The organism is Nonomuraea sp. NPDC050404, assembly GCF_040655495.1.
In the GTDB taxonomy this organism is placed as follows: domain Bacteria; phylum Actinomycetota; class Actinomycetes; order Streptosporangiales; family Streptosporangiaceae; genus Nonomuraea.
In genome coordinates this window covers 107,352-129,441 of record NZ_JBFAKB010000004.1, presented here as the reverse complement: position 1 = coordinate 129,441, position 22,090 = coordinate 107,352, and the positions used below count along the sequence as shown (strand labels likewise).

Sequence of the window (22,090 nt, the reverse complement as noted above, 5' to 3'; positions counted from 1 at the left end):
GGGCAACCATGAGCTACACGCTGTTACGCGGCAGTTTCGTCATCAGGTACCCCGACCTGCCACGTCAGGGCCCGGAGCCCGACGGCGACACGGTCAAGTTCCTGCCCGACTCACCGGCCCTGGTCGAGGCGCTGCCGCGGCGCTCCGGCCGGCCGCCGAACATCAACGCCCGCGGCATCTCGGTACGCCTGGAGGCCGTGGACGCCCTCGAAACCCACTTCGCGGAGACCCACCAGGAGCTCGAAGGGGCCAACGCGGCCCGCGACGAGCTGCTGCGCCTGCTGGGCTTCACGAACGTGCGCTTCTGGGAGGACCTGCCGAACAAGGTGGAGTCCGCCGACCAGGACTCCATCCGCGGCCACGTGCTCACCAACGGCATCGACGCCAACGGCCGCCTGATCGCCTTCGTCTACGCCGGGGACAATCCGGGCGCCGACGGGACCTCCGTGTTCGTGGACCCGCCGCTGGTCGATCGTTCGGTTAACGCGCAGTTGACGGCCGCCGGGCTGGTCTATCCGGCCTTCTACGCCACGTTGCCGGCGGAGTTGCGCACCCATCTGGCCGAGGTGTCGCAGGCGGCCAGGCGCAAGGCCGTCGGCATCTGGCCCCGCTCGACCGGCGACCCGAACGGCGCGGCCACCGTGGCCGACCTGGACGGGCTGGAACGGCTGGTGATGTGGCCGAAGTTGTTCCGGCGCGTCGTGCCGTACCTGGCCGCCGGGTTCGTGAACTTCGACGGTTTCGACGGCTGGCTGCGCGCCGACCCCGTCAACCGGGACGACGAGCTGTTCCTGATCCCGAAGCTCGAACGGGGCAACCTGCACGACGTCGTCAAGGCGGCGGGGCAGCAGATCCAGCTCACGATGTGGCCGGAGGACTTCATCATCGCCCCCGACCCGGCGCCGCCGGGCACGGGGCCGAAGCCGCCGGCCGTCGCCTCGGGGGATCTGCTGATCGTGGCCGCCCTGCCGGACCCGGCCGGGGCGGACCGCGGCAACGAGACCGTCACGCTGCTCAACCTCACGCCCAAGGCGATCGACCTGGCGGGCTGGGTGCTGACCGACGCCGCCGGCGGGCGCCAGACCCTGGCCGGCTCCATCGATGGCGGGGCCGCGCTGCGGGTGACGCTGACCGGGGCGGTGCAGCTCGGGAACACGGGTGACACGGTCGTGCTGGTCGATCCCGGCGGAATCTCGATCGATCGGGTGCTTTACAAGCAGGATCAGGTCAAAGCGGGCCGGACGATCTGTTTCGGACGCTGAGTGATGGCGCCGGGGCATGTCCCCGGCGCCGTTTTCTTTGACGATTTCAAAAGTGACGTTCGCTTCGGGATCGGGTTGTCATCAAATAGTCTCGACCGGACAGGGAAAGCGAGGGGCCTCCCTCAAAACGGGCAAACAGCATTTTGCCCCCTTTTCTTGTGATATTCCGGGAGGGGTGCTTTGGCGTACGAGTCGGGCCCGAACCGTTTCTGTCAGCGTTGCGGATCGCACGTCGGCACCCTTCCGCAGTGCCCCCGCTGCCGCGCCGAGCAGCCGCCGCAGACCGTGATCCTCCCGCCGGTCGGCCAGGAGCCCGCCAGGTTACGGCGGGGGCCACCGCCGTGGCGGCGGCTGCCCGTGCTCATCAGCCTGACCGTGGCGCTCCTGGCACTCGCCCTGACCTGGTGGCTCGTGCTCGCCAACCCCTCCCGACCGGCCGCGACCACCACCACCGGCGCCGGCCGGGGCAGCATCCCCGCCGCCCCGGACTCCGCACCGGAAACCGCCGGCTCCACGACCGGCGACGCACCGGAAGCCACCGGCTCCACGACCGGCGGCGGAACCGCCTCGCCGACCCCCGGGGACCCCGACTCCGGCGCCGCGGCGGGCCCTTCCACGCGGGCCGCCAGGCAGCAGGCCGAGAAGATCGAGGAGTTGTTGTCGAGCAGCAGCTCGGCCCGCTCCAGCCTCTCCGACGCCATCGGCCGCGCCACCAGGTGCGAGCCGGACGGCGTACGGGCCATCGGCGACATCACCACCAGCCGCCGCGACCAGCTCGCCACCGCCAGGACGCTCGCCGTGTCCGCGCTGAGGGGCGGCGTCCGGCTCAAGGACGCCCTGGTGGACGCGCTGGACGCCTCCCACGAGGCCGACGCCGCGTTCCTGACCTGGGCCAGGCGGCACGCCCGCGCCGACTGCTCCGGCCCGGTCACGAACGATCGCGACTACCAGCGTGGCCTGGAGCGCTCCGAGGCGGCCCAGGAGGCGAAGAACCGATTCGCCCGGGCATGGCTGCCCATCGCGCAAACGTACGAGCTCACTATCTGGAAACCAGAGCAAATCTAATGAAACCCGAATTTCGGGTTGATCGGTCATGCCACACATCGCAGACTTAGCGTCCCGACCAGTGAAACGAAGGAGTAAGCATGTTGATGCCGCGCTCTCTGTTCAGACTGGCGATCGGCGCGGCGGCGGGCTATCTGTTCGCCGTACGCCCATGGCACCTCCGCTGGGGCGCCGACGACCGCGAGGTGCACGCCGAGATGCCCGGCGACGACCTCATCCGGCACCCGCAGTACCAGGCCACCCGCGCGGTCAACGTGGACGCGCCGCCGGCGAGCGTCTGGGCCTGGCTGGTACGGCTCGGCGGCTACCGCCCCGGCGGCGGCCAGGACCGGCCCGCGCCGGAGACCGCCGCGCCCGAGGCCGCCGCGACCGCGCAGGAAGGCCCGAAGGTCGGTGAGGTGCTGGACGGCGGCGACTTCGTCGTGGAAACGATCGACCCGCCGCACACGCTGGTGCTGGCCCTGCGCGGCGCCGACGCCACCACCACCTGCTCGATCTCCCTGCGCGACCTGGAGGACGGCAAGACCAGGATGATCTACCGCCTGCGCATCCGCGCCGAGCCGAACGTGCGCGGCACCACGTACCTGGCCTCGATGGACGTCAGCGACTTCCTGACCATGCGCCGGCAGATGCTGACCATCAAGGAGCGCGCCGAGTCCGCCCACTGAAGCGGTTGACGAAAGCGCCTCCCCCTGCGTACGGTTCCGGCGATCGATGAAATATATCGTCACGTATCCGAAACTTTCGGAGGCGCCATGTTACGAGGTCTCGTCGCCATCACCCTGCTCGGCCTCCCGACGGTGAACACCGCGCACGATCCGCCCGCCATCACCGTCAACGAGCGCGTCAGGCACCAGGAGATCGACGGCTTCGGCATCTCCCAGGCCTTCCGGCGCAACGAGCTGCTCAAGGCCCTGTCGGAGCAGCAGCAACGCGAGGTCCTCGACCTGTGGTTCGACCGGAACAAGGGGGCCGGGCTGAGCATCCTGCGGCTCGGCATCGGCTCCTCCCCCGCCGGCAGCCCGTACGACCACATGGTGTCGATGCAGCCCGAGAATCCGGGCGGCCCCGACGCCCCGCCGAAGTACACCTGGGACGGCGACGACAACAGCCAGGTCTGGGTGGCCAAGGAGGCGCAGCGCTACGGGGTCAGGCGCTTCTTCGCCGACGCCTGGAGCGCGCCCGGCTACATGAAGGACAACGGCGACGACAAGAACGGCGGCACGCTGCTGCCCGAGTGGCGCCGCGCGTACGCGAACTACCTGGTGGCCTACACGAAGTTCTACGCCAAGGAGGGCATCAGGATCACCGATCTCGGGTTCACCAACGAGCCCGACTGGACGGCCACGTACGCCTCCATGCGCTTCACCCCCGAGCAGGCCGCCGAGTTCGTCAAGGTGCTCGGCCCCATCGCCAGGGGCACGAAGCTGACCTGCTGCGACTCCTTCGGCTGGAACGAGGCCAAGGCGTACACGGCGGCGATCGAGGCCGATCCCGAGGCGCGGCGCTGGGTGAAGACGCACACCGGCCACACCTACGCCAGCCCCGTGGACGGCCCGCTGCCGACGAACAGGAAGACCTGGATGTCGGAGTGGAACCCCAACGGCACCACCTGGAACGAGAACTGGGACGACGGCAGCGGCTACGACGGCTTCACGATCGCGCAGGCCGTGCACGACTCGCTCACGCTGGGCAACGTCAGCGCCTACGTCTACTGGCTGGGCGGCTCGCGCGGGGCGACCAGGGCGCTGCTGCAACTCGACGACGTGGCCAGGCAGTACCACGTGTCGAAGCGGCTGTGGGCGCTGGCCGGATACAGCAGGTTCATCCGGCCCGGCGCGGTCCGGGTGGAGGCGGGCGCGGCGGATCCGGCGCTGAAAGTTTCAGCCTTCCGTAATCCCGACGGCTCGCGGGTGGTCGTGACGCTCAACACCGGCACCGCGCCCGTCACGTGGAAGGGCGTGCACGGCCGGGCGACCGCGTACGTCACCGACAACACCAACGACCTCACCCCATCCCAGGTGAAGGGCCGCACGGTGACGCTCCAGCCGCGCGCGCTCACCACGGTCGTGGTCAAGTGATTCGGGGCCCCCGGCTGGCGCCGGGGGCCTCAGCCCTTCGTCCCGGTGTGCGCGATGCCCTGGATGAACTGCCGCTGGAGGAACACGAACACGGCGATCACCGGCAGCGAGGCGATCAGCGAGCCGGCCATCAGCACCGGATAGTCGGTCTGGTATTGGCCCTGCAACGCCGCCAGCCCCGCCGACAGCGTCATCTTCTCGGGGTCAGTATTGACCACCAGCGGCCAGAACAGGTCGTTCCACGCCCACAACAGGGTCAGGATGCCCAGCGCGATCAGTCCCGGCCTGGCCAGCGGCAACATGACCGACCAGTAGATGCGCACGGGACCCGCGCCGTCGAGCCGGGCCGCCTCCTCGATCTCGCGCGGCAGCGCGAGGAAGAACTGCCGCAGCAGGAACACCCCGAACGCGCTGAACAGCCCCGGCACGATGATCGCCTGGAGGCTGTTGAGCCAGCCGAGCGAGGACATGATCTGGTACTGCGGGATCACGAAGAGCTGCGGCGGCACCATGAGCACCGACAGGAACACCCCGAACAGCACGTTCCTGCCCGGGAAGCGGAGCCGGGCGAAGGCGTAGGCGGCCATCGAGCAGAACAGCACCTGCCCGGTCACCCGGCCGGCGGCCATCAGCACCGTGTTGAGGAACTGCTCGCCGAACGGCAGCAGGTCGAAGACCTTGGCGTAGTTGTCCCAGCGGCCCTCGGGCAGGAACGTCGGCGGCACCGCCGTGGCGCTGCTGAGCGTCTTCAGCGAGGTGATGATCTGCCAGGCGAACGGGGCCACCATCAGCAATGAGGAGACGACGAGCACGGCGTGCACACCGTACGGCCGGCGTTCAGACATAGTGCACCCACCTGCGCTGGAGCCGGAACTGCGCGGCCGTCAGCGCCGCGATGAGCAGGAGCAGGCCGATCACGATGGCGGCGGCGTAGCCGCGGTCGTTGGTGACGAAGGCCCGGTCGTAGAAGAGTTGCACGACGGTCTGCAGCCGCGAGTACGCCGGGTTGGCCCGCGCCGCCTGCCCGGAGCCCGTCATGACGAAGACCAGGTCGAACAGTTGCAGCGAGCCGATCACCGAGACGATCGAGATGAAGAACGCGGTCGGCGACAACATCGGCAGCGTGATGCTGAAGAACTGGCGGACCCGGCCGGCGCCGTCCATCGAGGCGGCCTCGTACAGTTCCTTCGGGATGGCCTGCATCCCGGCCAGGAAGATGATCAGGTTGTAGCCGACGCTGCTCCAGATGCCCACCACGACCAGCGCGTACAGGGCGGTGGCCGGGTCGGCGATCCAGTTGGGGCCGTCGATGCCGACGACCGCGAGCACCTGGTTGACCAGCCCGTAGTCGCCGTTGTAGAGCCAGCGCCAGAGCATCGCGACCGCGACCGGCATGGTCACCACGGGCAGGAAGAACGCCGTCCGGTAGAGGCTCACGCCGCCCAGCCCCTGCCGGTTGAGCAACGCGGCGAACACGATGGCCAGCGGGATCCCGACCAGGCCCAGCACGGTGTAGGTGATCGTGTTGAGCACCGCTTGCCCCACCTCGGGATCGCCGAACAGCCGCGCGTAGTTCTCCAGGCCGACCCACGTGTGGCCGCCGAACGCGCCCCACTCGGTGAAGGAGAAGTACGCGGTCTGCGCGACCGGCCACAGGTAGAAGATCGCCAGGCCGAGCCCGGTGGGGGCGATGAAGGCGTACCCCCACCACATCTCGGCCCGCGACCTGCGGCGCCGGCTCGCGTGGGCGGCGTTTTTGCGCGTCACTCCTTGGCCAGCAGGTCGTTCATGCCGGCCGCGAGCCCGGCGGCGGCCTGCTCGACCGGCACCTCGCCGGTCCACGCCTTGGTCAGGTGGGTCAGCTCGGCCTCCTGCCAGGCGGCGGTGTTCTTGGAGACGGGGTACGGCACCGCGTAGGCGACCGCGTCCAGGAACGTCTGCAGCTTCCACTCGGGATGGGCCTTGACCCAGTCCTGCTGGGTGCCGTCGTAGGCCGGGATCGGGCCCTTCTTGCCCAGGATGTCGGCGGCCTGCCTGGAGCCCAGGAACTTGACGAACTCCTGCGCCTCGGCCGGATGCTCGGTCTTGGCCGACATGACGTTGGCGACGCCGTGGATGATCGTGGCCTGCTTCTCGCCCTTGGGCAGCGGGGCCACGTCCACCTTGTCCTTGGTGTAGTCGTTCTTGCCGAACTCGGCCACGTTCCACGACCCGCCCCAGTACATCGCCAGCTTGCCGGCCTCGAAGAGCTGCAGCGGGGCGGTGTCGGTCATGGTCTTGAGGTCGGGCGACTGCTTGGCGGCGATGAGGTCGGTCCAGAACTTCAGGCCCTCGATCGTCTTGGGGTCGGCGTAGCCGGACTGCTTGCCGTCCGGGGAGATCACGTGGCCGCCGGCCTGGTAGATCGTGTTGTACTGGTATTCCTGGAAGCTCGTGAGCTGCGCCCCGACGGCGTACACGCCCTTCTTGGCGTCGGTGAGCCTGGCCGCGGTCTCCTTGAAGTCTGCCCAGGTCCAGTCGTCGGCCGGGTACTTCACCTTCGCGGCGTCGAAGAGCGTCTTGTTGTACCAGACGCCGACCGTGTCCATGTCCTTGGGCAGGCCGTACAGCTTGCCCTCGAAGGTGTAGAGGTCCACCAGGGCCTTGGGGTAGACGGAGGTCTCCACCTGGCCCTCGATCGGCTTGATCACGCCGTTGGAGGCGTAGAGCTGGAAGTTGGGGCCGTTCATCCAGAAGACGTCGGGCGCCGCGCCGCCGGTGACCGCGGCCTTCATCTTGGTCCAGTAGTCGACCCACGGGGTGAGCTGGACGTTGACGGTGACGTTCGGGTGGCTCTTGCCGAACTCCGCGGCCAGTTCCTGCATGACGGCCTGCTGGGTGGCGTCCCAGACGCCGTAGGACAGCGTCACCTTCCCCTGCGGGTCCGCGCCGGTCTGCTCACCGCCGCCGCACGCGGAGGCGAGCAGTGCCGCGCAGAGGAGGGCCGCACCGCTCCGTGCCGACTTCCACATCTCCCGGTCCTCTCCTAGAACGTGGGAGTAATAATGGAGTCCAGTGAAATTGGTTGCAAGAGTGGCTGTGTTACAGATGGCTCACGAGGTTCACGGATGGCTCACGAGGCTCCGGGCGGCTGCACGAGGCTATGGGCGGACGGCGAGCGGGGTGCGGCCGTCGAGGAGGCGGTCCTCGACGTCGTCGAGCGCGAGGCGTACGGCGCCGAGTACCACGGCCTCGTCGCCCAGCGCCGACATGCGCACCTCGGGGGTGCGGATGCACCAGCGGTCCAGCTCGCGTCTGAGCGGCTCGATGAGCACGTCGGCCGAGCGCGAGAAGCCGCCGCCGACCACGACCATCTGCGGGTCCAGCGTCAGGACCAGCGCGGACGCGCCCAGCGCGAGGTCCTTGACGTAACGGCGGACCGCCGCGACGGCCGCCTTGTCGCCCTCCCGCGCGGCGGCGAACACGTCCCCCGCCTCGCCCCCGGAGACCGCCTCGCCGTCCGTATCCTCGCCCGCGGCCGCGAGGTGTTCCTGCGCGCGGATCCAGCCGAGCACCGGCAGCGCGCCGATCTCGCCCGAGGCGTTGGCGAAGCCTCTGTGCAGCTTGCCGTCGATCACCAGGCCCGCGCCGGTACGCAGCCCGGCCAGCAGGAACACCATGTCCTTGGCGTACCGGGCCACCCCGCGCCAGCACTCGGCCAGCGCGGCGAGCTTGCTGTCGTTCTCCACCAGCACCGGGGCCGGGGCCAGGCGGCGCACGTGCGCGGCCAGGTCCACGCCGGTCCACTCGGGCAGCGCGTCCGACAACATCACCTTGCCGCCGCCGTCCACCAGGCCGGTCGTGCCGACACCGGTGGCCCACACGTCGCCGCCGGTCAGCCCGGCGCCCGCCAGGCACTCGGCGGCGGCCCTGTCCACCGCCTCCAGGCGTTCGAGCCGGCCCATCTCGGGCGTGACGGGCACGTGCACGCCGTGCTGCACCTCGCCGTCCAGGTCGGCGACCACCGCGCGGATCTTGTGCCCGCCGATGTCGATGCCGAGCACCCGGCCCGCGTCGGCCCTGAACCGGTAGCGCCTGGCCGGGCGGCCCACCCCGCCCGCCGTGGCGCCCGCCTCGGCCACCCAGCCCTTCTGCAGCAGTTCCCGCACCACGTCCTCGGTCGAGGCCCGCGACAGGCCGGTACGCTTGGCGACCTCGGTGAGCGTGAGCGACGGCCGGCCCTGCAGCGCCCTGATCACGGCCAGCGCGTTGAGCTGCCGCAACCTGGACAGGTCCCCGCCGCTCAGCTCCGCCGCCATCGGCCCCCCTTGTCGTCGGCTTTCTCAGACCGAATAATGATGCTCTCCATGATATTTAGTCGGGGGAAGGTTCCATGACTGAGGTGACTCTAGCCGTCGTCGGAGGCGGCCTGCGAGGGCTGACCTACGCGCGCCACGCGCACGCCACGGGCGCGGGACGGGTGGTGGCGGTGGCCGAACCCGACCCGCAGCGCCGGGCGGCGTTCGTCGCGGAGTTCGGGATCGCGCCCGAGCGGGTCTACGAGGACTGGAAGGATCTGGCGGCGGCCGGGCGGCTGGCGGACGCGGTGATCATCGCCACCCACGACCGGCTGCACACCGACCCCGCGGTGACGCTGGCGGACCTCGGTTACCACATTCTCCTGGAGAAGCCGATGGCCACCACCGAACGCGAGTCCGCCATGATCGCCGAGGCGGCCGGGCGCAACGGCATCATGCTGGCGGTCTGCCACGTGCTGCGCTACACGCCCTACACGCGGGTGGTCAGGGAACTGCTGGACTCGGGGCGCATCGGGCGGCTGGTCAGCGTGCAGCACCTGGAACCTGTGGGGTGGTGGCACCAGGCGCACTCGTTCGTACGCGGGCACTGGCGGCGCCAGGACACCTCGGCGCCGATGTTGCTGGCCAAGGCGTGCCACGACATCGACTGGCTGGTCCACCTGTTCGGCCGGCCGCCCGCCCGGGTGTCGTCGTTCGGCTCGCTCTCGCACTTCCGCGCCGAGGAGCGGCCCGCGGCGGCGGCCGACCGGTGCCTGGACTGCCCGCTGGAGCCGTCCTGCCCGTACTCGGCGCCGCGGCTCTACCTGGGCTGTCTCGGCGATCCCGACAGCGAGTTCTGGCCGCTGTCGGCCGTGACGCCGGGGCGGACGGAGGAGGAGGTGCTGGACGCGCTGCGCACGGGACCGTACGGGCGCTGCGTGTACGCCTGCGACAATGACGTCGTCGATCACCAGGAGGTGGTGATGGAGTTCGACGACGGGGCGACGTGCACGTTCACGATGAGCGCCTTCACCCCGATGGAGCACCGGCGCACCCGGCTGTTCGGCACCCACGGCTACATCGACGGCGACGGGATCACGCTTCGGGTGGTCGACTTCCGTACCGGACTTGAGGAGACCGTCGAGACCCAGGACCCGTCCGGGCCGTCGGCGGCGGACGGGCACGGCGGTGGCGACGAGGGGCTGGTGGACGCCTTCCTCGCCGCCGTCGCCTCGGGCGACGCGTCGCTGCTGCGCTCGGACGCGGCGCAGAGCCTGATGACGCACCGGGTGGTGTGGGCGGCAGAACAAGCCCGCCACACCGCCACCGTGGTCACCCTCTGACGCCCGTGGTCACCCTCCAGCCTCGGCGGTCACCCTCTGACGCCCGTGGTCACGCTCCAGCCTCCGCGGTCACCCTCTGACTACCCCCATACCTCCTGGGCGGTTTCGACGATCAGGCGCAGCTTGGCGAACTGCTGTTCCTCGGTGAGCTCGTTGCCCTCGACCGTGGAGGAGAAGCCGCACTGCCCCGACAGGCAGAGCTGGTCGAGGTCGACGAACTTGGCCGCCTCGTCGATGCGCCGCTTGAGCGCGTCCTTCGACTCCAGCTCGCCGCTCTTGGTCGTGACCAGCCCGAGCACCACCATCTTGCCGGGCGGCACGAACCGCAGCGGCTCGAAGCCGCCGGAGCGCTCGTCGTCGAACTCCAGGAAGAACCCGTCCACCTGCAGTTCGTTGAACAGCGCCTCGGCCACGAAGTCGTAGCCGCCCGAGGCGACCCAGGAGGAGCGGAAGTTGCCGCGGCACATGTGCGTGGTGATCGTCATGCCCGCCGGCTTGGCGGCCAGCGCGGCGTTGATCTGCCTGATGTAGCGCAGGTGCAGGTGCTCGGCGTCATCGCCGCGCTCGGCCAGCTCCGCGCGTTGCGCCGGGTCGTTCAGGTAGGCCAGGCTCGTGTCGTCGAACTGCAGGTAGGTGCAGCCGAGCGCGCCGATCCTGCGTACCTGCTCGGCGTAGGCCGCGCTCAGGTCCCGCCAGAACTCCTCGACGTCCGGGTAGACCTTCGGGTCGATGGCGGCCGGCCCGCCCCGGTAGTGGACCATGCTCGGTGAGGGGATGGTCAGCTTCGGCGTCACGCCCGGCTCGACCGTGTCGCGCAGGAACGTGAAGTCGTCGGCGAAGATCGGCTCGCTGAGCCGGATGCGGTCGTGCACGCGCAGCGCCGCCGGGGTGAACTCGATGTCACCCTTCGCGTTGTGGAAGCGGACCGTGATGTTCTCGTCCGACGCCTGGCCGATGCCGTCGAGGCGGTAGATGAAGTCCATGTGCCAGGAGGCCCGGCGGAACTCCCCGTCCGTGGCACTCCGCAGGCCGGCCTCGCGCTGCTTGCGTACCACGTCCCTGATCGCCTCGTCCTCGGCCTCGCGCAGCGCGTCGCCGGTGAGGCTCTCGCGAGCGGTCAGCAGCGCGGGCGGGCGCAGCAGGCTGCCGACGTGGTCGGCTCGGAACGGCGGTGAGGTACGCATGGTGGATCATCCTCCTCCGTAGAGCTTTCTCAGCGGGGCCTTGATGAGCTTGCCCGCCGCGTTCTTAGGCAGTTCAGCAACGAATTCCAGATATTTCGGGATTTTGTAGCGGGCCAGGCGGCCGTCCAGGTGCCGTAATAATTCCTCCGCCTCGGCCGTCACATCGGGACGCAGCACGACCAGTGCCTTACCCACCTCGCCCCATTTCTCGTCCGGCACGCCGATCACCGCGCACTCGGCGACCGTGGCGTGCTCGTACAAAGCACTCTCCACCTCGGCGGGATAGATGTTCTCGCCACCGGAGATGATCATGTCCTTGACCCGGTCGGAGATGCGCACGTAACCGTCCTCGTCGGCGACGCCGATGTCCCCCGAGCGGAACCAGCCGTCCTCGGACAACACCTTGGCGCTCTCCTCAGGACGCCGCCAGTAGCCGGGCATCACGTTGGGGCCCTGGACGTACAACTCGCCGGGCTCGCCGATCGCGGCGGGCGAGCCATCGGGGGCGACCAGCCGCACGTCGGAGAAGAAGCACGGGACGCCGGCCGTGCCGGCCTTGTCGAGCGAGCGCCCGGCCCCGAGGAACAGCGCGCCGGGCGAGACCTCGGTCATGCCGTACCCCTGCAAGAGCGCCAGCCCTCGCTCTTGGTAAGCCCTGATCAGCGGCTCGGGCAGCGGCGCGCCCCCGCACAGCAGGTGCCGCAGGCTCGACAGGTCGGCCTCCCGCCAGCGCGGCGAACGCGCGAGAAAGCTGAACATGGTCGGCACCCCGGCGATGAACGTCACCCGCTCGGACTCGATCAGGTCGAAGGCGCGCTCCACGTCGAACGTCGGCTCCAGGATGGCCCGCGCGCCCTTGAGCATGCCAGGGACCAGCGCCTGCCCCAGCGCCGCGATGTGAAACAGGGGCGCGCCGACCAGCGCCACCTCGTCGTGCGCCAGCGGCACGTCCACCAGCAGGTTGACCGTGTTCCAGGTGAGGTTGGCGTGGGTGAGCATGGCGCCCTTGGGGCGGCCCGTGGTGCCCGAGGTGTACATGATCAGGCACACGTCGTCCTGGCTCACCGGCTCGTCGATCGGCTCGGGCGAACCCGACGCCAGCAGATCCTCGTAGTCCGCGGCCGTCAGGAGGCGGCCGGGCAGCCCGTCGCCGTCCCGCTCCTCCCCCAGCACGAGCAGCGCGGGGTCGGCGTCCTGGAGGATGAAGCGCAGCTCCGGCCCGGTCAGCCGGGTGTTGAGCGGTACGAACACGGCCCCGAGCAGCCCCGCCGCGAAGAACGTCTCCACGAAGGCGGGCTGGTTGGCCCCGAGGAAGGCGACCCGCTCGCCGCGCCGCACGTCCAGCGCCGAGGCCAGCCGGTTCACGCGTTCAAGCAGGTCACGGTAGGTGTAGTCACGTCCCTTGTACGACAGCGCGACCTTGTCGGGCGTCATGCGTGCCCTGCGCGCCGGCCACGAGCCAATCCCCTGATTCCGCATCGGCGACTCCTCGACCCAAGTTAGGCCAATTTGCGATTGCTGTCACCGTTCTGCCCAACTTTCGTCGGGAACGGTGTCGAGCAGATCCGCCACGATACGCGCCGCCTGCGGCCTGAACCGCTCGTGCAGCGTGTGGCAGACCCGTTGCGCCTTCTCGGCCGGCCAGTCGTCCGGCAGGAGACGCAGCGGCAGGCGCGGGTCGGTCCTGATGATCTGCAACCAGCCGGTGAGCAACATCAGCGATCGCGCCAGGTCGTCGGGAGCGTCGGGCGCGGGGTCGGCCCGGTCCCAGCGGCTCAGGAACTCCCGGTAGCGGCCGCCCAGCCCGGCCAGGTCGTATGCGTCGCCGACCAGGGCCTGCATGTCGGTCGGGTGCCGGGGCTCGGCGGCGAAGACCTTCACGTTCGCGCCCAGGTCCTCCACCACCCCGGCGACGTCCACCTCGCCGGGAGCGATCCACAGGCCGTTCTGCAGCGGCCCGAACCCGGCCCACACCAGCCTGGAGCGCAACTCGTGCCTCTGCCGCTGCCAGGACTCGGGCAGCGAGAAGCCGATCAGCGTCCACCTGTCCTCGTCTGCGTCGTTGACCACGCCGCTGTGCCAGAGCCGCCGCTCCCCGTCCCTGAGCACGTCCGCGCTGGTCGGGGTGAGGCCGAAGTACATGCGCCGGCCCGCGCGCTGCCGGCGCAGCAACCCGCGCCGCACCATCCGGGTCAGCGTCGAACGGGTGGCCTCTTCGGAGATCCCGACCTTGCCGAACGCCTCGATGAAGCTGCCCGAGGAAACGCAGATCCGCCGGCCATATACGTGGTCTCCGAGGAAGGTGAGAATCACCGATTGAGGCCGCATAACAGCTTGTCTCCGGAAATTAGGCACTCTATTGACAGCCGTAATGTACCTGCCTACTTTTGGGGCCACCCGGCCCAGGAGGTCCTGATGCGCAGGTTTCTTCCGTCTCTGGTCTGCCTGTTGCTAGCCGTGACGGCATGTGGCGGCGGGGGCGGGTCCGGCGGTGGCCAGTCGGATCCCATCAAAGTGGGTCTGATCGTCTCGCTGACCGGTAACTACACCCCGCTCGGCAGCGAGGACAAGAAGGCGGTCGAGCTGGCGATCGAGCAGGTCAACGCGCAGGGCGGGCTGCTCGGCCGCAAGGTGGAGCTGGTCTCGCGCGACGACAAGACCGCGCCCGACCAGGGCATCGTGGCCTACAACCAGATCAAGGGCGAGATCGACGCGCTGATCGGGCCGGTGTTCTCCAACTCGGCGCTGGCGGTCGAGCCGCTCGCGCAGCGCGACAAGATGCCGTACCTGTCGCTGGCCCCGGCGCAGGAGCAGGTGGAGCCGATCAAGTCCTACATCTTCGTCACTCCGGCCCTGTCCAGCATGTACGCCGAACGCTACCTGCAGTACATCCAGGCGGAGGGCATCAAGACGATCGCCGTGGCCTGGGACTCCAAGAGCGCCTACTCGGTCTCCGGCCACGAGTCCATGGTGGCGATGGCGCCCAAGTACGGTGTGACGATCGCCGTGGACGAGCCGTACGAGACCACCACCTCCGACTTCAGCCCGGTCTTCCAGCACGTGCGCGACTCCAAGGCCGAGGCGCTGGTGTTCTGGGGCTCGGGCGCGCCCGGCGTGACGGCCGCCAAGCAGTACGTGGCCTCCGGGCTGAAGACCCCGCTGTTCCTGACCGCCTCGCAGGCCAGCAAGTTGTGGCTGGAGCCGATGGGCACTGCGGCCGAGGGCATGACCGTGCAGAGTGCCATCGGGGTCGTCGGCGACCACCTGCCCGCGGGCAAGCAGAAGGAGGTCATCGACCAGATGGCGGGGCCGTACGAGCAGAAGCACGGTTATCCGCCGCCGCAGTTCGCGCAGGACGGCTACAGCGCCTCGTTGTTGTTGTTCGAGGCGATCAGGAAGTCGAACAGCACCGACAAGGTCAAGGTGCAGCAGGCGCTGGAGAGCATGGACCTGATCACGCCGAACGGGCGTTTCCGCTACTCCGCCACCGACCACTCCGGGCTGTCGCCGGAGTACATCTCGGTCAACACGGTGAAGGACGGCCAGTTCGTACCCACTGAGTGGGCCAAGGAGCAACTCACCAAGACCGTCAACGCGCAGGGGTAGAGGCGTGCTGACGGTCACCGGGGTCTCCCGCTCCTTCGGGGGCGTCTACGCCGTCCGCGACGTCTCGATGGACGTCGCGGACGGCGAAGTCTGCGGCGTCATCGGCCCGAACGGCGCCGGCAAGTCCACCCTGTTCAACCTGATCACCGGGCATCTGGCGGCCGACCACGGCCGGATCTCCTTCCTCGGGCAGCGCGTGGACCGCCTCGCGCCGCACCGTCGGGCCCGGCTCGGCATGTCGATCGTCTTCCAGGCGGCCCGGGTCTTCCGCGGCATGACCGTCAGGGAGAACGTCATGGTGGGGGCGCACGGGCACACTCGCGCCGGCTTCCTCTCGGCGGCGCTGCGACTGCCCGGACACCGCGCCGACGAACGGCAGATCGCCGCCGAAGCTGATGCCGCCCTGCAACGGGTCGGGCTGTCCGAGTGGGCCGACCGGCCCGCCGACCTGCTGCCGATCGGCCAGCAGCGCGCGCTGCAACTCGCCCGCGCCCTGTGCGCGCGACCCCGGCTGCTGCTGCTCGACGAGCCCGCCTCCGGGCTGCGCGGCCAGGAACGCGAACGGCTGGCCGCGCTGGTGGAGGAACTGCGGGCGGACGGGCTGACGATCCTGCTCATCGAGCACGACGTGGCCTTCGTGACCCGGCTCGCAGACCGCGTCGTGGTGCTCGACCTGGGACGCGTCATCGCCGACGGCCCACCGGCGCAGGTGCGGGCCGACCCGCTGGTGCTGGCCGCCTACCTCGGGCAGAGCGCATGATCGAGGTCCAGGACCTGGTGGTCTCGTACGGCACCGCGACCGCGCTGGAACACGTGAGCCTGACCGTCGCCAAGGGCGAGATGGTCGCCCTGCTCGGCCCGAACGGCGCGGGCAAGTCGACCCTGGCGGGCACCCTGGCCGGCCTGCTTCGGCCCACGTCCGGCACGGTCGAGGTCGGCGGCCGGCTCGCGCTCATCCCCGAGGGCCGCCAGCTCTTCCCCGACCTGTCCGTGGCCGACAACCTGGCGCTCGGCGGCTGGCGCTCCGGCCTGCGCGACCCCTCCCTCGTGTACGACCTGCTCCCCCGGCTGGCCGAGTTGTCCTCGCGGCGGGCCGGGGTGTTGTCCGGGGGTGAGCAGCAGATGGTCGCCTTCGGGCGGGCCATGATGTCGCGGCCCGACGCGCTGGTCGTGGACGAGTTGTCGCTCGGGCTCGCCCCCAACGTCACCGCCGACCTGGCCGCCCACCTGACCGAGCTGAACCGGTCCCAAGGGTTGACCGTGTTGCTCATCGAGCAGAACGCGCGGCTGGCGTTCGAGTTGTGCGGGCGGGCGTACGTATTGGAGTCCGGGCAGGTGGTGACTTCGGGCGAGTGCGCCGAACTGGCCGACGATCCACGGGTGGCCAGCGCGTACCTGGGCGGGGCGATCACATGAGTGCCTTCCTGACATATCTCCTCAACGGGCTGGCGGTCGGTTGCGCGATCGCCCTCATAGCCAGCGGCCTGGTCACCATCCACCGCGTCACCGGCGTGGTGAACTTCGCCCAGGGCACCTTCGCCGTCATCGCCGGCCTGTGCACCTCCTCCCTCCTCGGCCTCGGCTTCCCGCACGGCGTCAGCGAGGTGGCCGCCGTCCTGGCCGCGGCACTGGCGGGCCTGCTGACCGGCCTGGTCGCGATCGGCAGACCCGGCACCACCCCGCTGTCCTCCCTGATCGTCACCCTCGGGGTGGGCGTGCTCGCGTACGCCGTGGAGATCGTCCTGTGGGGCGACCAGCCGCGCTCCGCACCCGGCCTGACCGGCTCGGTGACCCTGGCCGGGGCGCACATCCAGACGCACTACCTGCTGGTCATCGGCGTGACGGCGGCCACGTTCGCGCTGCTCGCGCTCTTCTTCGGCCGCACCTACCTGGGCAAGGCGCTGACCGCGTGCGCCTCCAACCCGTACGCCGCCCGCGTCGTCGGCATCGACGTGCGGCGGATGGGCCTGCTGGCGTTCGCGCTGGGCGGACTGCTCGGCGGCATCGCCGGGGTGCTGGTGACGCCGCTGCGGCCGATCTCGTTCGACACGGACGTCACGCTGATCGTCAACGGCTTCGCCGCGGCCGTCTTCGGCGCGCTCACCCGTCCGGTGGTGGCGCTCGCCGGGGCGCTGCTGCTGGGCGTGGCCGAGACCATGGCCGCCGGGTACGGGTACGGCTCGCACCAGCTGGAGGTCGCGCTGGGACTCATGATCGTCGTCATGATCGTGCAGGCGAGCCGCCGCTCGGCCATCTCGGAGGAGGCGACATGATCAGAAGATTGGGCCTCACGGCCGGGCTGCTGGTCGCCGCCATCACCCTCGTCCTCCCCGCCGTACTCGACGACAGCGCCCTGGCCGTCTACATCCTCCTCGGCCTCGCCGCCATGGTCACGGTCGGAGTGTCCCTGCTCATGGGCTACGCCGGCCAGGTCTCCCTGGGCCAGGGCGCCTTCTACGCCATCGGCGCCTACACCGCCGCCCTCCTCACCCTGGCCGGCGTCCCCCCTCTGGTGGGCCTGCTGGCCGCCCCCGCGGCGGCGGCCCTGTCGGCCCTCATCATCGGCACCCCACTGCTCCGCCTACGCGGCCACCACCTCGCCTTCGCCACCCTGGCCATGCAACTCATCCTGCTCTCCCTGGCCGGCCAGCTCGAATTCACCGGCGGCGACATCGGCCTCCAGGGCATCCCCCAGTTCAGTGTGGGCGGCTTCGAGGCAATCGGCGCCTCGGTCTACGCGTACATGACATGGGCGGGCCTGGCCCTGGTCATGCTGATCACCCACAACGTCATCACCTCCCGCCCCGGCCGCGCCCTACGCGCCCTGGCCACCAGCGAAACCGCAGCCGCCTCCTCAGGAATCCCGGTGGGCCGCTACAAACTGGTGGTCTTCGCCCTGTCAGCCACGTTCGCGGGCCTGGCCGGCGGCATCTACTGCTTCTACACCGGCTACGTCGCGCCAAGCTCCTTCCCCGTGCTCATCTCGATCCAGTACATCGTGATGGCCGTGGTCGGCGGCCTCGGGACAATCTGGGGCGCTGTGGTCGGCGCCACCGCCATCACCCTCCTGGTGCAGGGCCTGGACCTACTGGCCGCACTGCCGGGCATGCCGACGTACGCACCGAGCGTCCTGTCGTACGCCGTGTACGCCCTGGTGCTCATCGTGGTCGTGCTCTTCATGCCCCACGGCCTGGTACCCGCCATTTCCCGCCGCCTGCCGCGTGCTCTCACGAGGCGTCGGTAGGTGTGTATCGGTGAAATCACCGGTCTCTCATGAACGTCCCCTTTCAGTCCTGACATCTGCGCGTAACACTGGATGACGTGTCCCCTGTCATGCCCGTACCCGTGTTACGTGGCCGCGGCGAGGAGGAACGCGCCCTGCAGCGGCTGATCGACGGCGCCCGCGCCGGCTCCGGCGGCGCTCTGCTGCTGGTCGGGGCCCCCGGCATGGGGAAGACGGCGCTGCTCGACCTGGCCGCCGCGCGCGCCGCGCCAGGCTTCCGGGTGCTGAGGGTCTCGGGGGTGGAGTCGGAGTCGCGGCTGCCGTACGCCGGGCTGCACGGCCTGCTGCGGCCGGTCACCGCCTGCGCCGCCGCCACCCTGCCCGGCACTCAGGCCCGCGCGCTGATCTCGGCCCTGGAGTCCGGTACGGGCGGCGCGGGCGGGCTGGCATTGCCCGCCGCCGTACTCGGGCTGCTGTCCGCGGTGGCCGCCCGGCAACCGGTGCTGGCCTGCGTGGACGACGTGGACCTGCTGGACCCGGCCAGCCGCGAGGTACTGTCCTTCGCGGCCAGACGCCTGTCAGGCGAGCCGGTGGCCCTGGTGTTCGCGACCCGCGAGGGCGAGCGGACCCCCGGCGGACCCAAGAGCGGGTTTGGAGGCGGGCCAACACTGGGAAGCGGGCCAGCGTTGGGGGGCGGGCCGACGCTGGGAAGTGGGCCGACGCTGGACGGGCTGGGCGGTGTGCCGGTGCTGGCGCTCAGCGGGCTGGACGCGCGGGCCGTACAGGAGCTGGCCGGTGACCTGGCGCCGGGGAAGGTGGCCGAGGATCTGCTGGCGGCGCTGGACCAGATCGCGCACGGCAACCCCCTCGCCCTGGCCGAGCTGATCGGCTCGCTCACCCCCGACCAGCTCGCCGGCCTGGCCGCCCCGCCCGCGGCGTTGCCCAGGGAGGGCCGGTTGTGGCGGGAGCACGCGGCCCGCCTGGCCGCGCTGCCCGAGGAGGCCGCACGGCTGCTGCTCCTGATCGCCGCCGACCCAGGTCTCGACGTCCCCACCCTCATCCGGGCCGCCCGGCCCGCGTGCCCGCTCACGGCGCTGGAACCGGCCGAGCGCGCGGGCATCCTGCACTCCACCGGCGACCGCTACGACTTCCGCGACCCGGCCATGCGCGGAGTGGCGTACTACGGCGCCTCCCTCTTACGCCGCCGCAGCGCCCACCGCCTGCTGGCCGGCCTCCTCCAAGACGATGAGCATCCCAGACCCGCAACCGGCCACCCCGACCGCGCAACGAACCAACCCGGCCAGAACGGGCCCACCAGCGGCCGATTACGCCGAGCCTGGCATCGGGCCTGCGCGCTCGACGGCCCCACCGCCGTCCTGGCCGACGAGTTGGCCGCCGCCGCGATCGAAGCCCACCCCGCCCACACCCACCCCGAGCCGTACCTGGCCCTCGAACGCGCCTCCGAGCTCACCGACCACCACAACCCCGCCAAGGCCGAACGCCTGGCCGCCGCCGCCAGGTACGCCTGGGTGTCGGGCCGCCCCCAGGTCGCCAGGTCACTCCTCGCCAGACTGCGCAACCTGGCAGCACCGGACGAATTACGCGCCCACGTACAACTCCTGCACGGCAGCCTCGAACTGCTCGGCGGCGAGACCGGAAGCGCCCGCGAAGAGCTGCTCTCCGCGGCGGCCTGGCTGCTGGAGAGCCACCGCATGCTGGGCGTCCGCGCCCTGGTCAGAGCCGCCGACGCCAGCTACCGCGCCGGCGACAACCGGGCGTTCATCGCGATCGCCCGCCAGGCCGCCGCCCTGCGCCGCCCGGACGAGACGGTGCCGACGCAGCTCATGTTCGAGTACCTCGCCGGCATGGCCTCCACGTTCAGCGGCTCGCACCGGGAAGCGGCGGCCCCGCTGCGGCGGGTGGTGGAGCTGGCGGGCACGGTACGCGACCCGGCCGTGCTCGTCTGGGCCTGCGTGGCCAGCATGTTGCTCGGCGAGGACGCCACCGCCCACCGCCTGTCGGCCCGCGCGGTGGAGGCGGCCCGCGTGCGCGGCGCGGTCTCGGCCATGCCGCAGCTCCTGGAGTACATGATCTACCCGGAGATCTGGATGGGCCGCTACGGTTCCGTGGCCGCGACCGCCGCCCAAGGGCTGCGCCTGGCGCAGGAGACCGGCCAGCTCAACACGGCGGCCCAGCACCTGGCCTGGCTGGCGATCACCGCGGCGGTCGAAGGTGACCAGGAGACCTGCCGGGTACGCGCCGACGCCGCCATCGGCCTGGCCGACGCCCACGACCTGGGCATCGCGGGCGCCATCGGCAACTGGGCGCTGGCCTATCTCGACCTGGCCGCGGGCCGCCCGGCCGACGCCGCCGGCCGGCTGCGCGCGGAGCGCCGTAACAACAGCCACGTCGTCATCCGGGTCATGGCCACGCCGCACTTCATCGAGGCGTGCGCGCGTACCGGCGACCATGAGGCGGCCCGCGCCGCGCTGAAGGTGATGGAGGGCTGGGTGGGCAGCACGCGCAGCCCCGACCTGCGCGCGCTGGTGTCGCGCAGCCGCGCGCTGCTCGCGGCCGGCCCCGGCGAGGCGGAAGAGCTGTTCAGGGAGGCGCTCGACCTGCACGGGCAGGGTGTGTACGAGTTCGAGGCGGCCCGTACCCAACTCCTGTACGGCAGTGCGCTGCGCCGCGACCGCCGCCCCGGCGCGGCCAGGACCCACCTGCACTCGGCGCTGGAGACGTTCGAGCGCTACGGCGCGCGCATGTGGACCGAGCAGGCCAGGACGGAGCTGCGCGCGTCCGGCGAACCCGTCCGCCCGGCCCCGGAGGCGACCATGGGCCAGCTCACGGCGCAACAACTGCAGATCGCCCGCATGGTGGCCGAGGGCGCCACGAACAAGGAGGTGGCCGAGCAGCTCTTCCTCAGTCGCCGTACCGTCGAGCATCACCTCAGGAACATCTTCAGCCGGCTCGGCATCCGCTCCCGCGTCGAACTGGTACGCCTCATGTCCTGATTACAGGACCGGTGATTTCACCGATGCACGGCTGACTGCGCATCCGAACAATGGCGACAGACAGCTGTCACCCCCCAGCGACACCCCCAATGAGCAGGGAGTAAGACGACGTGCAGCTTCCTACCCCCCGATCCGGCGCGCGAACGTTGACCAAGCTCGCCCTCACCGTCTCACTGATCGGCGGCGCCCTGATGGCCGCCTCCCCCGCGCAGGCGGCACAAGGCCCGTACGACCGCGGCCCCGACCCCACCGACTCCATACTCGAAGCCAGCCGCGGCCCGTTCTCGACCTCGCAGACCAGCGTGTCCTCGCTGAGCGTGAGCGGCTTCGGCGGCGGCACGATCTACTACCCGACCGACACCAGCCAGGGCACGTTCGGCGCGATCGCCATCTCTCCCGGGTACACGGCCAGGTGGTCCAGCCTGTCCTGGTTAGGCCCGAGGATCGCCTCACACGGCTTCGTCGTGATCGGCATCGAGACCAACTCCGTCTACGACCAGCCCGCCAGCCGGGGCCGCCAGCTCCTGGCCGCGCTGGACTACCTGGTCGAGGACAGCACGACCGCGGTACGCAGCCGCATCGACGGCTCCAGGCTCGCGGTCGCCGGCCACTCGATGGGCGGCGGCGGCACCCTGGAGGCCGCCAACGACCGCCCGTCCCTCCAGGCCGCCGTCCCCCTGGCGCCCTGGAACCTGACGAAGTCGTGGTCGGGCGTACGCGTCCCGACGATGATCATCGGCGGTGAGAACGACAGCGTCGCCTCGGTCACCACGCACTCCGAGCCCTTCTACAACAGCATCCCGTCCTCGTCGGAGAAGGCGTACCTGGAGCTGAACGGCGCCAGCCACTTCTTCCCGCAGACCACCAACACCACCATGGCCAAGTCGATGGTGTCCTGGCTCAAGCGGTACGTCGATGACGACACCCGCTATGAGCGCTTCCTGTGCCCGCCGCCGAGCGGGTCGTCGATTCAGGAGTACCGCCACACCTGCCCCGGCTCCTGATTCTCTTACCCGATGGCGGCCGCAGGCGGGC

General features: G+C 70.4%; 19 protein-coding genes. 12 read left to right on the top strand and 7 right to left on the bottom strand.

Annotated features, from left to right (window positions below; translation table 11 throughout):
- The first annotated feature begins 8 nt into the window (after positions 1–8).
- The 4 genes from AB0I81_RS12190 to AB0I81_RS12175 all read left to right on the top strand — a co-directional run bounded on the left by AB0I81_RS12190 (position 9) and on the right by AB0I81_RS12175 (position 4,408).
- Complete coding sequence (locus AB0I81_RS12190) at positions 9–1,262, top strand: lamin tail domain-containing protein (RefSeq protein ID WP_360654273.1); 1,254 nt, start codon at positions 9–11, stop codon at positions 1,260–1,262.
- A 285-nt stretch (positions 1,263–1,547) separates the two neighbouring features.
- Complete coding sequence (locus AB0I81_RS12185; RefSeq protein ID WP_360654270.1) at positions 1,548–2,327, top strand: hypothetical protein; 780 nt, start codon at positions 1,548–1,550, stop codon at positions 2,325–2,327.
- 86 nt (positions 2,328–2,413) lie between these two features.
- Entirely contained in the window at positions 2,414–2,995 is a 582-nt protein-coding gene (locus AB0I81_RS12180; protein ID WP_360654267.1) for a hypothetical protein, read from the top strand.
- A gap of 87 nt (positions 2,996–3,082) precedes the next feature.
- Positions 3,083–4,408, top strand: a complete 1,326-nt coding sequence (locus AB0I81_RS12175) for a glycoside hydrolase (RefSeq protein WP_360654264.1) — start codon at positions 3,083–3,085, stop codon at positions 4,406–4,408.
- Positions 4,409–4,437: 29 nt separating this feature from the next.
- Here AB0I81_RS12175 and AB0I81_RS12170 read toward each other — a convergent pair whose 3' ends face one another.
- The 4 genes from AB0I81_RS12170 to AB0I81_RS12155 form a co-directional block, all read right to left on the bottom strand.
- Positions 4,438–5,253 carry a carbohydrate ABC transporter permease gene (locus AB0I81_RS12170; RefSeq protein ID WP_360654262.1) on the bottom strand — a complete coding sequence of 272 codons (816 nt, stop codon included), beginning with the start codon at positions 5,251–5,253 and terminating at the stop codon, positions 4,438–4,440.
- Positions 5,246–6,175: a sugar ABC transporter permease gene (locus AB0I81_RS12165; protein ID WP_360654259.1), complete on the bottom strand. Its 930-nt coding sequence runs from the start codon at positions 6,173–6,175 to the stop codon at positions 5,246–5,248. The genes AB0I81_RS12170 and AB0I81_RS12165 overlap by 8 nt, the downstream gene beginning before the upstream one ends.
- Positions 6,172–7,419, bottom strand: a complete 1,248-nt coding sequence (locus tag AB0I81_RS12160; protein ID WP_360654256.1) for a sugar ABC transporter substrate-binding protein — start codon at positions 7,417–7,419, stop codon at positions 6,172–6,174. Before AB0I81_RS12160 ends, AB0I81_RS12165 begins: the two co-directional genes overlap by 4 nt.
- Before the next feature lie 129 nt (positions 7,420–7,548).
- Positions 7,549–8,706, bottom strand: coding sequence for an ROK family transcriptional regulator (locus AB0I81_RS12155; protein WP_360654253.1), 1,158 nt, complete (start codon positions 8,704–8,706; stop codon positions 7,549–7,551).
- Between the two features lie 74 nt (positions 8,707–8,780).
- On the opposite strand from AB0I81_RS12155, the gene AB0I81_RS12150 reads away from it, so the two are divergent.
- Positions 8,781–10,028, top strand: coding sequence for a Gfo/Idh/MocA family oxidoreductase (locus AB0I81_RS12150; RefSeq protein WP_360654250.1), 1,248 nt, complete (start codon positions 8,781–8,783; stop codon positions 10,026–10,028).
- Positions 10,029–10,108: 80 nt separating this feature from the next.
- Here AB0I81_RS12150 and AB0I81_RS12145 read toward each other — a convergent pair whose 3' ends face one another.
- The 3 genes from AB0I81_RS12145 to AB0I81_RS12135 are packed head-to-tail and all read right to left on the bottom strand — an operon-like array spanning position 10,109 to position 13,525.
- A complete protein-coding gene (locus AB0I81_RS12145) occupies positions 10,109–11,212 on the bottom strand; it encodes a 5-methyltetrahydropteroyltriglutamate--homocysteine S-methyltransferase (RefSeq protein WP_360654247.1) in 1,104 nt (367 codons plus the stop codon).
- A gap of 6 nt (positions 11,213–11,218) precedes the next feature.
- Complete coding sequence (locus tag AB0I81_RS12140) at positions 11,219–12,691, bottom strand: long-chain fatty acid--CoA ligase (protein WP_360654244.1); 1,473 nt, start codon at positions 12,689–12,691, stop codon at positions 11,219–11,221.
- Between the two features lie 42 nt (positions 12,692–12,733).
- Positions 12,734–13,525, bottom strand: coding sequence for a PaaX family transcriptional regulator C-terminal domain-containing protein (locus tag AB0I81_RS12135; RefSeq protein WP_360654241.1), 792 nt, complete (start codon positions 13,523–13,525; stop codon positions 12,734–12,736).
- A 201-nt stretch (positions 13,526–13,726) separates the two neighbouring features.
- Here AB0I81_RS12135 and AB0I81_RS12130 point away from each other — a divergent pair, with 201 nt between their 5' ends.
- The 7 genes from AB0I81_RS12130 (at position 13,727) to AB0I81_RS12100 (ending at position 22,059) form a co-directional block, all read left to right on the top strand.
- Positions 13,727–14,818: an ABC transporter substrate-binding protein gene (locus AB0I81_RS12130; RefSeq protein ID WP_360654238.1), complete on the top strand. Its 1,092-nt coding sequence runs from the start codon at positions 13,727–13,729 to the stop codon at positions 14,816–14,818.
- Between the two features lie 4 nt (positions 14,819–14,822).
- Positions 14,823–15,578: an ABC transporter ATP-binding protein gene (locus AB0I81_RS12125; RefSeq protein WP_360654235.1), complete on the top strand. Its 756-nt coding sequence runs from the start codon at positions 14,823–14,825 to the stop codon at positions 15,576–15,578.
- Complete coding sequence (locus AB0I81_RS12120; RefSeq protein ID WP_360654232.1) at positions 15,575–16,234, top strand: ABC transporter ATP-binding protein; 660 nt, start codon at positions 15,575–15,577, stop codon at positions 16,232–16,234. The genes AB0I81_RS12125 and AB0I81_RS12120 overlap by 4 nt, the downstream gene beginning before the upstream one ends.
- Complete coding sequence (locus tag AB0I81_RS12115; RefSeq protein ID WP_360654229.1) at positions 16,231–17,091, top strand: branched-chain amino acid ABC transporter permease; 861 nt, start codon at positions 16,231–16,233, stop codon at positions 17,089–17,091. The genes AB0I81_RS12120 and AB0I81_RS12115 overlap by 4 nt, the downstream gene beginning before the upstream one ends.
- Positions 17,088–18,062 carry a branched-chain amino acid ABC transporter permease gene (locus AB0I81_RS12110; protein WP_360654226.1) on the top strand — a complete coding sequence of 325 codons (975 nt, stop codon included), beginning with the start codon at positions 17,088–17,090 and terminating at the stop codon, positions 18,060–18,062. The genes AB0I81_RS12115 and AB0I81_RS12110 overlap by 4 nt, the downstream gene beginning before the upstream one ends.
- A gap of 101 nt (positions 18,063–18,163) precedes the next feature.
- A complete protein-coding gene (locus AB0I81_RS12105; protein WP_360654223.1) occupies positions 18,164–21,055 on the top strand; it encodes an AAA family ATPase in 2,892 nt (963 codons plus the stop codon).
- A gap of 191 nt (positions 21,056–21,246) precedes the next feature.
- Positions 21,247–22,059, top strand: a complete 813-nt coding sequence (locus AB0I81_RS12100) for an alpha/beta hydrolase (protein ID WP_360655517.1) — start codon at positions 21,247–21,249, stop codon at positions 22,057–22,059.
- The last annotated feature ends 31 nt before the right edge of the window (positions 22,060–22,090 follow it).